This is a genomic window from Geomobilimonas luticola, assembly GCF_018476905.1.
GTDB classification, from domain to species: Bacteria; Desulfobacterota; Desulfuromonadia; order Geobacterales; family Geobacteraceae; genus Geomobilimonas; species Geomobilimonas luticola.
The window spans coordinates 372240-384750 of record NZ_JAHCVK010000002.1; the positions used below are offsets into that span (position 1 = coordinate 372240).

Annotated in this window: 17 protein-coding genes; all 17 read left to right on the plus strand. The window is 55.9% G+C overall.

All coding sequences use genetic code 11. The features are described 5' to 3' along the window. Nucleotides 1-3 precede the first annotated feature (3 nt). The 17 genes from KI810_RS08390 (at nt 4) to KI810_RS08470 (ending at nt 12509) form a co-directional block, all read left to right on the plus strand. A complete protein-coding gene (locus tag KI810_RS08390; RefSeq protein WP_214175056.1) occupies nt 4-507 on the plus strand; it encodes a hypothetical protein in 504 nt (167 codons plus the stop codon). A gap of 83 nt (nt 508-590) precedes the next feature. Next, a complete protein-coding gene (locus KI810_RS08395; RefSeq protein ID WP_214175057.1) occupies nt 591-884 on the plus strand; it encodes a hypothetical protein in 294 nt (97 codons plus the stop codon). Nucleotides 885-964: 80 nt separating this feature from the next. Next, nucleotides 965-2002 carry an ankyrin repeat domain-containing protein gene (locus KI810_RS08400; RefSeq protein ID WP_214175058.1) on the plus strand — a complete coding sequence of 346 codons (1038 nt, stop codon included), beginning with the start codon at nt 965-967 and terminating at the stop codon, nt 2000-2002. A 45-nt stretch (nt 2003-2047) separates the two neighbouring features. After that, complete coding sequence (locus KI810_RS08405; protein WP_214175059.1) at nt 2048-2482, plus strand: hypothetical protein; 435 nt, start codon at nt 2048-2050, stop codon at nt 2480-2482. A 39-nt stretch (nt 2483-2521) separates the two neighbouring features. Next, entirely contained in the window at nt 2522-2908 is a 387-nt protein-coding gene (locus KI810_RS08410; RefSeq protein ID WP_214175060.1) for a hypothetical protein, read from the plus strand. 64 nt (nt 2909-2972) lie between these two features. After that, the gene (locus KI810_RS08415; protein ID WP_246525380.1) at nt 2973-3410 is read left to right on the plus strand and encodes a BPTI/Kunitz domain-containing protein; all 438 of its coding nucleotides are present in this window, start codon (nt 2973-2975) and stop codon (nt 3408-3410) included. Then, a complete protein-coding gene (locus KI810_RS08420; protein WP_214175061.1) occupies nt 3400-4521 on the plus strand; it encodes a radical SAM/SPASM domain-containing protein in 1122 nt (373 codons plus the stop codon). Before KI810_RS08415 ends, KI810_RS08420 begins: the two co-directional genes overlap by 11 nt. 33 nt (nt 4522-4554) lie before the next feature. Continuing rightward, nucleotides 4555-6117, plus strand: coding sequence for an ankyrin repeat domain-containing protein (locus KI810_RS08425; RefSeq protein WP_214175062.1), 1563 nt, complete (start codon nt 4555-4557; stop codon nt 6115-6117). Nucleotides 6118-6131: 14 nt separating this feature from the next. Then, nucleotides 6132-6722: a hypothetical protein gene (locus KI810_RS08430; protein ID WP_214175063.1), complete on the plus strand. Its 591-nt coding sequence runs from the start codon at nt 6132-6134 to the stop codon at nt 6720-6722. A gap of 222 nt (nt 6723-6944) precedes the next feature. After that, nucleotides 6945-7220: a PLD nuclease N-terminal domain-containing protein gene (locus tag KI810_RS08435; protein WP_214175064.1), complete on the plus strand. Its 276-nt coding sequence runs from the start codon at nt 6945-6947 to the stop codon at nt 7218-7220. A 17-nt stretch (nt 7221-7237) separates the two neighbouring features. Then, nucleotides 7238-7852, plus strand: coding sequence for a hypothetical protein (locus KI810_RS08440; protein ID WP_214175065.1), 615 nt, complete (start codon nt 7238-7240; stop codon nt 7850-7852). A 205-nt stretch (nt 7853-8057) separates the two neighbouring features. Continuing rightward, nucleotides 8058-9257: a serpin family protein gene (locus KI810_RS08445; protein ID WP_214175066.1), complete on the plus strand. Its 1200-nt coding sequence runs from the start codon at nt 8058-8060 to the stop codon at nt 9255-9257. Between the two features lie 28 nt (nt 9258-9285). Continuing rightward, nucleotides 9286-9693, plus strand: coding sequence for a hypothetical protein (locus tag KI810_RS08450; RefSeq protein WP_214175067.1), 408 nt, complete (start codon nt 9286-9288; stop codon nt 9691-9693). A gap of 15 nt (nt 9694-9708) precedes the next feature. Then, on the plus strand, nt 9709-10386 hold the full coding sequence (locus KI810_RS08455) for a LamG domain-containing protein (RefSeq protein WP_214175068.1): 678 nt from the start codon (nt 9709-9711) through the stop codon (nt 10384-10386). A gap of 58 nt (nt 10387-10444) precedes the next feature. Continuing rightward, nucleotides 10445-10792, plus strand: a complete 348-nt coding sequence (locus KI810_RS08460; RefSeq protein ID WP_214175069.1) for a hypothetical protein — start codon at nt 10445-10447, stop codon at nt 10790-10792. 117 nt (nt 10793-10909) lie between these two features. Continuing rightward, nucleotides 10910-11218 carry a helix-turn-helix transcriptional regulator gene (locus tag KI810_RS08465; RefSeq protein ID WP_214175070.1) on the plus strand — a complete coding sequence of 103 codons (309 nt, stop codon included), beginning with the start codon at nt 10910-10912 and terminating at the stop codon, nt 11216-11218. A 253-nt stretch (nt 11219-11471) separates the two neighbouring features. Next, a complete protein-coding gene (locus tag KI810_RS08470) occupies nt 11472-12509 on the plus strand; it encodes a polysaccharide biosynthesis/export family protein (protein WP_214175071.1) in 1038 nt (345 codons plus the stop codon). Nucleotides 12510-12511: the final 2 nt, after the last annotated feature.

The following is a 12511-nucleotide window of genomic DNA, read 5'->3' on the forward strand; positions in this document are numbered from 1 at the left end:
ATAATGAACAGGTTCTGGGTAGTATCAGTCGTTGCTGCCAGTTTTTTCTGTATGCTGTCCATGGCGTGCCACGCTGAAACAGCGCAGGAATGCGCATCGAATTGTGTTGAACAATGTTCGGGCGGAGGAACCATCAAAGACGATGACATGTATAAGAATTGCCTGCACAATTGTCTGAATGGCTGCTATGGCAAACCGACAGGGGTTCCCGATGTCCCGCCACCAACCCCGGTTCCATCATCGTCAAAATCCGGCCTCGATAGTTCCATGCTCTGCGCTGAAATGGAAACAGAGAGCACCGGGAAAATTGTCGTAGCTTCGGCTTACGACGATTTCGATCTTCCCTGCTATGTGGGGGGAAAGTATGTGCGCAACTGTTCTCGGAACAAGCCGTACTACAATGCCTTTAACGGGGACTGCTACGCGACGTTGGACGATTGCAAGAAGGCGGATGGAGATATGTCCAGCGCCTCGGGTTCCGGTGGCTGTGTCCGGTGCGGGAAGTAAGCTATTGGCTGCAGAACCATGGAACCATCTGCCGGTTTCTTAAGTGCTAACATCAGTCACGACTAAAATTAGGAGGATTTTCAATGAACGCGATGAAGATCATTTTGGTTGCCTTGACCCTGGTGGCATCGCAGGCCTTCGCCGAGGAAAAAGTGGATACCGAGGCTGCAAAGGAATATTTCAAGCATGCGGGACAGGCCACGGATCCTTCATACCAGGACTATGTATCTACCAACCAGGAATCGGGCAAAAAGGAGAAAGCAACCGACACCTCCTACACCGATCAACAGAAACAGATCAAGGAACGTGTGAAGAATTCCCCGAAATACACGGTGCCGTTAACAAGCTCAAAGGGAGCATACGGGCAAGCCAAGTAGGTTTTAAAGTAGATTGTTTATGTGGCACCGACTGAGCGCAGTAAGCGTGTGTTCGCCAAATAATGCATAAGAGGGCAACAATGGGTAGCAAAACAATCAGTATGAATAAAGCGGGTGTCCTTGCCGGATGTACGATACTTTGCCTGTCACTTCTCACGACCAACGCACAGGCCCACGGCGACGACCATGATGACACCGTGACACACCGACCGCTCAGGGACCCCCGTAAAGAGATAGAGAACATCTCGGGCGACCCGCAGCGGATGCGCACGTATGTCGATTCCCGGAAGGATGTAAACGCTCGGTACCGTGGCGGGAAGACCCTGCTCCATTACGCCGCCCTGAAAAATTACCGTGACATTGCCGCATCGCTGCTGGCACGGGGCGCGGACATAAACGCCGCAGATGACGACAAGAGGACCCCCCTCCACGAAGCCATGAGCTATAGCGCCTATGAGGTCGTCGGCCTTCTCCTGGATAAGGGTGCGGACGTGAACCGGGAGAACAAGTACGACGAGACCCCCCTGCGCAGCATCGTTTTCTGGGACCAGAAGAAACGGGCGATCGAGGTCGCCAACCTCTTTATGGGAAAAGGGGTTGATCTCGCGAGACCGTCCCATGCAACCCTGCTCGATGAGGCGATACGGCGGGAACGGAGGGATCTCGCCCTGATTTTCCTGAAGAACGGCTTCGGTTACGACGAAAGTGCACTCATCGACGCAGCGCGAAAGGGATACGAGGATATCTTTGCCCTCCTTCTCGAAAAAGGGGTACAGCCACAGAAGGTCACCTTTCACGATGCCTGCGCATCGGGAAACATGAACATCGTGCGCACCCTGGCAGAAAAGGGTGTCAAGCCCACTGCCGACGACATCGATTTTTGCCTGTTCAACGGGCACAAAGAGGCGGCCGTCCATCTGAGCACACTGTTGAAAAACGGGACGCAGGCCGACATCAGGAGGAGATGTCATCTGGAACCGACTGACGGGACGTGCAAGGCGTTGCTGGAAGGGGCCTATTTCGACGTGAAGGCCAAGGTGTGCAGGGAGTTCACGGGTTGTGGCGGCGTGTTCCCCTTCGATACCCTGGAAGCCTGCAGGAAGGTATGCGAGGAATAGGGCGAGTGGGTTGTGACCCATGGCTGAAGGTATGAGGGGATGACAATGAACAAGTTTGGATTGGTGTCAGCAACATTGGCCCTGGTGGTGGGTTTGCTCATGTGCGGGTGTGCCAGTTCGCCGGAAATACGTACGTCGAGGATACATGACGTCAGGCTCATTTCCGGGTTCAATGTGGGAGAATGGATTCTGCTCAATGGGGGTAATGAAGCGCAGTGGGTTATTACCGGATGGCAATTGAGAGTTCAAAATATCGGTGCCATGCCTGTGGACCATATCAAATTCAGGTTAAAGATCTGGAAAAACGAAAATAAGCAGATGATGTATTCTCAGGTTCATACAATCGACATTCACCTTGACCCGCAGGATGTGTTGACCACACAAAAATTCCCGTTGAAGGACAAATTTTGGTATGGCGATAAGGATAGTATCATTGATAACAAAGTCGGGTGGGATGCAGAGATACTGCAAGTCTGGTAATGGCGAAGAGTTCACTACAAACAGTTAAAGGAGGAGAACATGAAACAGTTGATTTGGGCAATGTTTTTAGGGTTGGCGATGGCGGGTGTCGCGTTCGCTGATTGTGAATCCGATTGTGATGGTCCTTTCCAGACGTGCCTGAATCTGTGCCGGCAGACAACGAAGGAGGACTCTCCGGAAGCGGCCAGGTGCGTTGAGCACTGTCTGCATGGCGTCAGCGGTTGTGTCAAAAAATGTCAGCAAAAGAGCGAGAATACCGGAAACGTCCTGCTGGCGTACGTGCCGACACGTAGCGCTCTCCCCTTTACCACCGAACTGGCCAATAGCTGCATCGAGAAGGGGCTGACCTGTATCCTGAACGGCACGCCGTGCTGTGCGCCTTACGAGTGCAAGGGGAAATTCCCCAATACTTATTGTCAGGAATGACAAGTGAGACCATATCGCCCGAAGTTGAGGGCGCTCCCTGTCTCCGTAAGAAAAGGAGGGGAAGATGAATAAGAAGATGGCCCAACTTGGAGAAAAGACCAACCTCACGAAAATGGAGGTGGCGAAGTTAACAAAGATCGGCATTACCGGTTTTTTTGCCCTGATGCTTTCGCTGGTCACATTCGGATGGAGTGACTCCAGCGATGCCAAAACTCTCTATCCTCCCGGGAACGACGGGTCAAAACCGTTGCCGGCACGTTGCGGGCTCAAGCCGGAACGCGGTCCCTGCAAGGCGATGTTCGAAAGATACTATTTCGATGCCGGCGCAAACGAATGCAAACCTTTCTTCTATGGCGGCTGTGACGGGGTGGTGCCGTTCGAGACGCGAGAAGAGTGCACCAGTGTGTGTATCGACCGGAAAGCCGAGGAGCCGGAGAACCCTCCCTTCATGGGGCACAAATACGGTGGTGTAGGTATCAGGGATTTCGAGAATGCAGAATAACTACACCCTGGCAAATGTCGTGTGGGAATTTACCCTCGACTGCAATCTCAACTGCCTGCATTGCGGTTCGAGCGCCGGCGCGAAACGGTGCGACGAGCTGACGACTGCCGAAGCCGAAAGACTTTGCCACGACCTGAAAAAGACCGGCTGCCGCGGGATCACGTTAATGGGAGGCGAGCCTCTCCTGCGGAAAGACTTCTGGCGTATAGCCTCGCTGATCAGGGCTCTCGGCATGGAACTCACCGTGATAACCAACGGGACGGTTCACGACCGGGAGACCTTCTCAAAACTCAAGGCACTGGAGCCGAGAACGGTTGCGGTGAGTCTCGATGCCGCGGAACCCGAACTCCACGACCAGATACGGGACCGCAGGGGGGTGTACGAGAAAACATCCGAGTTCATAGGTACTGCGCTCGAGGAGGGATTGCCGGTAAGTGTCATCACCACCGTCCACAAGATGAACCTCAAGGAGCTGCCTGCACTCAGGACGCTCCTACTGGACAGGAATATCGCGTGGCAGATACAGGTTGCAGGGTCCGAAGGGCGGAGATTTCCGCCGGAACTCCTTCTCGATGAGGAGGAATTTTATGCCGTGGGGATGTTCATCGCGGCGACGAGAAAAGAATATTCCGTCAAGCGGATGCCGGTCATGGGTGCCCATGATCTCGGCTTCAATTCGATGCTGCTGCACAACATCTCCCTTTCCCCCGAGTGGACCGGGTGCCAGGCCGGCATATCCGTTCTGGGGATACAGAGCGACGGCGCCATCAAGGGCTGCCTCTCCATGAACGACTCGACCCTGGAAGGCAACGTCAGGGAGAGGGATATTGGCGAGGTATGGAACGACGAGTCGGCCTTTCCCTATTCCCGCAGGTTCACCGCAGACGATGCCGGTGAACATTGCGCGAGCTGCGACCATCTCCACAAGTGCAAGGGTGGCTGCAACGAGATGTCCCTCATGAAAACAGGCCGGCTGCATAACGACCCATACTGTTTTCATGCCATAGAAAAGAGGCTGTTCAGCGATGAACTGAGTTCCCCTCTGACCAGGATACGGCTGGGGATGAAGAGAAGGCTCGACGCGATCACCGCGCGCCGCCGGTCGAGATGATTTCCTGATCGTTCGTGACAGGGAGGAGATGTAATGAAGAACTACATGGTTGCATGTCTCATGATCGTTTCCTTTTGCACCACGGGAGTCCTCGCGGCAGACAACCCTGCTGCGACGACGAAGCTGCAGGGGTTGATCACGATGGACCTGTCGGCACAGCACCTGGACGAGATCAAGGCTCTCCTCGACCAGGGGGCGGACATCGATACGACGAACCCCAACAGGTCCACCCTGCTGTTCGCTGCGAGCCTGAAAGGCCACGTGGAAACCGTCAAGCTGCTGCTTGCCAGGGGGGCGCAGGTGGACAAGGAACAGAACAGCGGCGCTACGCCGTTGTACGTTGCCAGTCAGCAAGGCCACCTCGAAATCGTCAAACTGCTGCTCGACAAGGGGGCCCAGGTGGACAAGGCGGAAACGGATGGGGCCACACCCCTGTACATTGCCTGTTCCCACGGCCATGTCGATGTTGCCAGAATTCTCCTGAAAAAAGGCGCGCAGGTCGACAAGGGGATGAACGACGGCGGTACGCCGCTCATTGCCGCCAGTGGAGAAGGCCATCCAGAGATAGCCGGGCTGCTGCTCCAGAACGGCGCGCAGGTGGATGCCGCTATGAACGATGGTGTCACGCCGCTCATCATGGCCAGTGGTCAAGGTCGGACTGATGTTGTCAGACTTTTGCTTGAAAAGGGGGCCCAGGCTGACAAGGCAGCGAACAACAGTCTTACGCCCCTGTATCTTGCCAGCCAGGAGGGTCATCTGGAAATCGTCAGGCTGCTGCTCGACAAGGGTGCGCAGGTGGACAAGGCCGTGAAGAGTACCGTGCCTCAACCGGTCGAGACCGGAGACCGCGATCTCTTCGATGATGTTTTTGAACGTTTTTTTGGAAAAGAGGTACGGCCGGCCATGGAAGAACGTGGCGACAGTACGCCGCTGATCATTGCCAGTGAAAAGGGACATCGTGACGTCGTCAGGCTATTGCTCGACAAGATGCGCACGGCAGACAACGCGGCGGTATCCCGGGCACTCTTCGACTATCTTCACCGGGGTTACGGAAACCCGAAGGTGGTCAAGATGCTCTTCGAAGAGGGTGCCGACGTGAATTACCGGAACGAACAATCAAAAAATACATTTTTGCACCTTGCCTCCCATTATGGCCATGCACCTGTCGTCAACGCACTGCTCGAACAGGGTGCCGACATCAACGCCAGGAATGCAGAAGAGAATACCCCCCTGTATGCGGCCGCCCACGAGAACCACGCCGAAATTGCCGGTCTCCTCATCAAAAAGGGTGCGGACGTGAATGCGAAAAACAGCTATGGCTACGCCCCGCTCAGGGCCGTAAGCAGGTCGGGTGCCATTGAACTCGCCCGTCTGCTCCTGGCGGCAGGCGCGGATGTCAACACAAGGGACAACGAGGGGAGCACCCCTCTCCAGGCTGCCGTCCGCGGGGGGCACAAGGAAAGTGTGCTGCTGCTCATCGAAAACGGTGCGGACATCAACACCAGGGACACCATGGGCACCACGCCGTTGCAACGAGCCGTCCGTTTTAACTTTGCCGACATTGCCGAGCTGTTGAAGTCGCACGGCGCGAAATAGGAAAGAGGGCACGCATGCTCATCCCTGTTCTTTTCTCGGCACTGGCGCTCTTCGTCCTTGCCTACTACGTCGCCTTCGAGTACCGGCGCTACGTGACGGCCAAAACCATGGCGGCGGGACTTGGCGGTAATGCGGTGTTCAGGTTTGGGGGATCGTACATGAGCCGCATGCATGACGGCCGGGAAGAGAGGGCCTGGGTCGTGCCGGACGACAAGATGGCATGGGGGAGCCTCCTGTCAGCAGCGACTCCCTCCCTGGCCAGGCTTCATGTGTGGAGAAAAGGTGGGCCCGGCTTCCGTTTCCATATCGAACCGAGGACCGGCGTGCTCTTTCGGACGCTATCCCTCAATACTCTCAAGGAAGCCGCGTTCAACGTGCAACACCTGGATGACAACCTGCGGTTACTGGCCAGTGACCGGAGAGAGGCGGGTCGATACTTTCTGGCGCCTGAAACAGAGCTGGCCTTGACCGCCCTCTTCAGGGATGGATTTGCCCAGGTCAGAGGAGACGGGGACGGTATCGTTGCAATGATGCCGGGCATATCCAGCGGGGATTTGGAACCGGAAAGACTCGCCCTTTTCTTCGAACACCTGCGCAGGTGTTAAATGTTTTCTGCGGATGGGAACAATTCTGCGCCGCAGCCGGACGCTGAAATGGAAACGTATTGTGCGCGGGGAAGCGGCGAAATCTATCCCTGGCTGGCGGGTTACGGTGGTTTTGTCGGTGCACTGGATGAGTAGAAAATCTACGGAATGCCGGTGGCTCCGCCATTCAAGCCGTAACAGGGTTTATCGAAGTACCAATCTATCGGGGGAAGGATCATTGCCATGGGAATTATCGAGATAGGACTTCTTGTTCAGCTGATTGCCTGGATCGCGGCAGTTGTCGCCATCCTCAGGAACAGTTCCATGAAGGGAGGCACCAGGTTCATGTGGCTCCTGGCTGTTTTCCTCCTCCCTGTTGTCGGCGTCGTCGCCTACTTCCTGTTCGGTCGGCAGCGCACGTCTGACCGTCGGTCGGACGACATTTCGCCCATGGACATTCACCACACGCCTCCCGACCCAGGGAGCACCGATGATTTTTCCAGCATCAGCCATGATTGATGGGGGAGGGTGACCGCATGACACGTCATTTCGTCAGGAAGGCGCTGGTCGGCACCATCGGTCTCTTCGTCGCACTCCTCGGCCTAACCGTCGGCGATGCGTCCGCTGCCGGGGAGTATCGCCCCTATGTCATGGACGGAAGTCATTTCTCCTGCGAGATCCCGACCGACTGGGATCTGACGCGTGATGAGGAAAAGGACGAAGAGTACCGCATCTACGGGATACTGCTGACGAAGGAATCGGGCGCGTCCATCGATATCTCCTTTTACGCCGCGGACAACGAGGACTTCAACGGTCATAAGGATTTTCTGAAACGAAACTCCACAAACATCCTGGGAGAAACGAAAAACTCCCGGGAGCAATACGGTCCGGTGAAGAAGGTGCAACTCAAGGGTGGACAGGGGTTCGGGCTGGAGCGGGAGCGCCTGGTCTACCTGTCTCCCCAGAGCAAATCCGACGCTTCGGAGGCCCTGAAGGAGCTGCTCTATGTCCTTCCCGCGGCCACAGGCGGATTTTACGTCCTGCACTACTCGGCGCCCCGGGAGTTGTTCCAGGACTCCCTTCCCGTCTTCAGGAGGGTGGCGGACAGCTTCGTCCCCCGGAAACTGGCACGGCAAGTAAGCGAAGAATGAGTCAAGGGGGCTAATGCCGGTTAATCGGAGGTCAAGCATATGCAGCATATGCGCGCCGTATCCCGGCAGAATATCTGATGCCGGGCTGAAACGGCCTTTTCAACTTCTCTCTTGTTAAAAATATTCTGTACCCTGGGAACAAATCCATGCACGCGGGTGTCTAACCATTAAAATCGGTACCACTACCTTTTAATGGAGGAGAACAATGAAACGGGTAGTCTCTGTGGTGTCAGGAGTCCTGCTGACCATCGTTCTGGCGGCGCCTTTCCCCGTACCAACCGAAGCATCTGCCGCGGATACCAAAAGCGTTGTGACGGGAAACAACGCCTTCGCCGCGGGGTTGTATCACAAACTCGGCACCAGGGAGGGGAACCTGTTCTTTTCCCCCTACAGCATCTCGTCGGCCCTGGGGATGACCTATGCCGGGGCCCGGGGGAATACGGCACGTGAAATCAGGGAAGTCCTCCAGTTCCAGTTGGACCAGACCGACCTTAATGCTGCATTCAAGAAACAGAACAAAGAACTTGCTGCCACGGCCAGCGCATCCGGGCAGAAACTGAACATCGCCAGTGCCCTGGTTCTCACCGGTGGAAACGTGAGTGACGAGTACAAAGCCACCCTCAAAAACAGCTACGATGCCGAGAGCTTTGCCGGTGGCCTGGACAAGATCAACGGCTGGGTCAAGAAGAAAACCGAGGGGAAGATCGAGGAAATACTCACGGAGCTGTCAGCCAATTCCGTCTGCGTGCTTCTGAATGCGATTTACTTCAAGGGTTCCTGGGAGAGCCAGTTCCGGAAGGGTGCCACCCATGATGCACCATTCAGTGTATCGCCGGGCAAAAAGGTGACGGCCCCCCTCATGTACCAGAAGAGCGACTTTGCCATCCTGGAGGAAAAGGATTTCCAGGCGGTCGCGCTGCCGTACAAAGGAAAGTCCCTCTCCATGGTCATCCTGCTTCCCCGGAGCACGGACGGACTCCCCGCGCTGGAACGACAGCTCACACCCCAGGTCCTGAAGGGGTGGCTGGCGAAGCTTGATGCGCAGCAGCCACGGGAAATAGAGCTCTTTCTGCCGAAATTCAAGGTCGAAACCGGCTATGACCTGAAAGCTCCCTTCCAGAGCATGGGGATGACCGACGCCTTTTCCCCGTCCAACGCGGATTTCACCGGCATGGGGTGGCCGAAGGGAGAACTGTTCATCGGGCAGATCAAACACAAGGCCGTTGTCGAGGTCAACGAGGAAGGTACCGAGGCGGCTGCCGCCACTGCCGTGGAGATGATAACGAAGTCGATGCCGTATTTTCCGGTATTTCGGGCGGATCATCCCTTCCTCTATCTCATCCGGGACAACCGGAGCGGCGCCATCCTGTTCATGGGGCGGCTGGCCGATCCCGCTGCCAGGTAGGGTACTCAACAGATTGAAGGAGCGGAGCATGAAACAGTTCGTGAAAATGATCACACTGCTGGTGGTTATGGCAGCCGGCCTGGGTTATGGGTCTGTCAACGCTGAGGAAGGCACGTCGGTCGTCGGCGGCAAGAAGGTTGGCGGAGTGGGAAGCCTTGTGGAGACGGCTGCAAAGGAAACGCGCCTTAACGGCACCCTCGGTGAGAAAGGTGCTTCGCTTGCCCTGGACACCCCGATCTACTTTGCCCAGGGGAGCAGGTCGGAACGGGTCGTGACCAGCGTCAGGCTCACTGTGCCGGACGAGATGCGTGACAAGGTCATGCAGTTCGAGCACAAACATGTCGAGGTGGCAGGTCCCATGGACTGCACGATGGAGTACTCTCCCTGGACCGCAACTTGCCAGGTGACCGTCAGGCAGATAGAACCGGCCAGATGATGGGGGGAGAAAATCATGAGCAAGCAGACGTTGATGATGGTGGCGGCGGCCGTTTTATTTCTGGCGCTTGGCACGGGATGTCATGTCAATCCGCAGGTTGTCCTGCATGATCCGTTCGACCGGGAAGATCCCGTCGTCAAGCTGCCCGGGATGGCGTTGACGTATGTCCAGGGCCATGACCGGGGTGAGGCGCTCTTTTTCGATGGTGTGACCCATCTGCGGGAACCGGGCTTGAGATGGATTCCCGCCGGCAGCAACTGGGTGGAAGGGGCCGTGGAATTCTGGGTCAAACCGGCGGAATACCCGACCGCGCCCCAATCCTCCCCGCTCGTGCTGTTCAACTGGTTCGACTGGCCGCGACCGGACTCGGGGTACGTGGGGCATATAGCGCTCACGGCCGACGGGAAGATCGAGAACAACTGCGGGTGGGAGTGGGGTGGAGGCGTCTCGCCTACGGTTACCTCCGCTTCTTCCGTGCCACTGGACAGCTGGACGCACATCGCCGTTGCCTGGAGCAAGGCCGGGGGATACACCAGGATATACGTCAACGGCAAGCCGGACGCCGAATTGGCGACCTATTGCGCGCGGGGAAGCAACGGCGTCATCTACCCCTGGCTGGCGGGATACGGCGGTTTCGTCGGCGCCCTTGACGAGTTCAAAATCTACGCCGCGCCCGCCACCCCTCCCTTTTAATCCGTTATCATGTAGGGGAGACCGTGGCACATGCGAGCATCATAATCCGGGAGGTCCCATGGGGAACATGGTGAAACAGGCAAAATCCGAACTGAAACAACTTCCCGCCATGCTCGGCAAACTGCTGGGGGGGCTCATGGCTGTCGTCGGCTTCGCGGCGACGGTGTGGATCATTACCCGGGGCACCGACTGGGTGGTCGCTGATATCCGGGGATACCTGGGGCTGGGGGTCGCGGGGATCATCGTCTTCGTGCTGTCGTCCCGGCTCCTGGCCAGGCGTTGTGCCGAAACCCCGGCTGAAGTCACCCTCCCGCAAGAGAGCTCGCGCACCAGCATGCTGGCGTGGGGTATCCTGCTGCTGCTGGTGGTGCTGTTCCTGGTCTGCACCTATTTCCTGACCAGGTAGGTTGCAAGGTATCGAGCGAATGGGTGACCAGTCCTGTTGTACTATAAATTAACTATAGACTTATATAGGTTCTTTATGTATATTTTTTGCATCAATGGACTTATTTAGGGCTATAATATGACAATATCAAAAACAGCAGAAGAGTGGGAAGCTGAACTCGGGCAACAACTGCGCGACCTGCGCCTGCGCCAGAACATCAACCAGCAGCAGCTCGCCGAGCAGGCCGGTGTGGCCCTGAACGCGGTCAAGAATCTGGAGTCGGGCAAAGGTTCGACAGTTTCCACGATGGTGAAGGTGTTGCGTGCCCTGGGCCGGTCCGACTGGCTGGCCACACTGGCGCCGGCAGTGACCGTAAGCCCGCTGCAGATGTTGAAATCCAGGAAGGTACGTCAACGTGCATCCAGGCAACGACGACCTAAGACATGAATCCCGCCGGATCCGTGGTCACCACAGATCTGTCGTCTGACCCCCTTCGAAACATCTCCGCTGCGCCTGCAAGTATTTAATCCCCTTGGCCTGATCATTTTTCCACATGTCCGTCCCGTTGGCATCACCTTTGCGTAACAATATCGTTTCACACGGGTTGACGCCGTATTAGAAAACATTATTTTTTATAAATACTTGACATTACAGAGAAATTATGTTATAAAGAGCGACTAATTTTTCCAGGGATTTCATTATGATACGTTTATTTTACGTTATTTCACTGACGACAGCTCTCGTCACTCTGAACGGTTGCGCCACCTACACCGACCTCCCCGCGGGAACCAGCAAAGAGATTGATGGCAATGGAGCATCTCCCATTGTTACCAAAGAATCGGTTATGGTAAGGGGTGACGGGACCAATGACATCCCTACTACTGATTACCTGGTCGGGCCTGGTGACATCCTCTCGGTAACCATCTATGGTCGAAGTGATCTTGCCGGTTTGGGGGGGAAGGGGAGCCGAGTAGATGTCAATGGCACCATACAACTTCCTCTGCTGGGATCAATTCAGGTGGCAGGACTCTCTCTTCAGCAAATACGTGACCGGCTGCAGGATGCCTTCAAGCAGTATCTGCGAGATCCTTCAGTTGTGGTCGAAGTCGTTGAATACAAAAGTCATCCCCTCTATCTTCTCGGTCAGTTCAAGCAATCTGGGACGCACTATATGGATCGTTCCATTAACCTGCTCCAGGGGCTGGCACTTGGTAGCGGTCTCGATTCAACTGCCAACCTTCGCGGCGCCCGTCTGCTACGTGACAAGAAGATCATGCCGGTAGACATCTATAGCCTGCTCCATGATGGAGACCAGAGTCAGAATGTCTGGCTACAGCCCGGTGACACTATATACGTGCCGGACAACAGTCTCCAAAATGTCTTCGTCTTTGGAGCGGTGAAGACACCGGGCCCGATTCCCATGAAGAACGGACAGCTTACGCTTCATCAGGCGGTTGCTTCCGCCGGGGGACTAGGGAGCATTAGTTACGACAAAAATGTCCGCATTGTGAGGTCACTCACGCCGACCCGCGGAGAGTTGATCGTTGTCGACCTCGATAAAATCCTCGCCGGAGAAGCACGCCCCTTCATATTGATGGAAGGGGACATTGTGTACGTGCCGAAAAGTCTAGTCGGAACCTGGAATGAAGCCATCGGCGAAATGCTGCCGACTCTCCATCTTATAAGCGGTATCCTGAATCCTTTTGTCCAGATCAAATATCTTGCCGATAGATGGTAACT

Coding starts and splice junctions, on each gene's coding strand:
- KI810_RS08470 (WP_214175071.1), top strand. CDS start 11,472: ATGATACGTTTATTTTACGTTATTTCACTGACGACAGCTCTCGTCACT.
- KI810_RS08400 (WP_214175058.1), top strand. CDS start 965: ATGGGTAGCAAAACAATCAGTATGAATAAAGCGGGTGTCCTTGCCGGA.
- KI810_RS08395 (WP_214175057.1), top strand. CDS start 591: ATGAACGCGATGAAGATCATTTTGGTTGCCTTGACCCTGGTGGCATCG.
- KI810_RS08460 (WP_214175069.1), top strand. CDS start 10,445: ATGGGGAACATGGTGAAACAGGCAAAATCCGAACTGAAACAACTTCCC.
- KI810_RS08390 (WP_214175056.1), top strand. CDS start 4: ATGAACAGGTTCTGGGTAGTATCAGTCGTTGCTGCCAGTTTTTTCTGT.
- KI810_RS08425 (WP_214175062.1), top strand. CDS start 4,555: ATGAAGAACTACATGGTTGCATGTCTCATGATCGTTTCCTTTTGCACC.
- KI810_RS08445 (WP_214175066.1), top strand. CDS start 8,058: ATGAAACGGGTAGTCTCTGTGGTGTCAGGAGTCCTGCTGACCATCGTT.
- KI810_RS08465 (WP_214175070.1), top strand. CDS start 10,910: ATGACAATATCAAAAACAGCAGAAGAGTGGGAAGCTGAACTCGGGCAA.
- KI810_RS08435 (WP_214175064.1), top strand. CDS start 6,945: ATGGGAATTATCGAGATAGGACTTCTTGTTCAGCTGATTGCCTGGATC.
- KI810_RS08430 (WP_214175063.1), top strand. CDS start 6,132: ATGCTCATCCCTGTTCTTTTCTCGGCACTGGCGCTCTTCGTCCTTGCC.
- KI810_RS08415 (WP_246525380.1), top strand. CDS start 2,973: ATGAATAAGAAGATGGCCCAACTTGGAGAAAAGACCAACCTCACGAAA.
- KI810_RS08450 (WP_214175067.1), top strand. CDS start 9,286: ATGAAACAGTTCGTGAAAATGATCACACTGCTGGTGGTTATGGCAGCC.
- KI810_RS08440 (WP_214175065.1), top strand. CDS start 7,238: ATGACACGTCATTTCGTCAGGAAGGCGCTGGTCGGCACCATCGGTCTC.
- KI810_RS08405 (WP_214175059.1), top strand. CDS start 2,048: ATGAACAAGTTTGGATTGGTGTCAGCAACATTGGCCCTGGTGGTGGGT.
- KI810_RS08420 (WP_214175061.1), top strand. CDS start 3,400: ATGCAGAATAACTACACCCTGGCAAATGTCGTGTGGGAATTTACCCTC.
- KI810_RS08455 (WP_214175068.1), top strand. CDS start 9,709: ATGAGCAAGCAGACGTTGATGATGGTGGCGGCGGCCGTTTTATTTCTG.
- KI810_RS08410 (WP_214175060.1), top strand. CDS start 2,522: ATGAAACAGTTGATTTGGGCAATGTTTTTAGGGTTGGCGATGGCGGGT.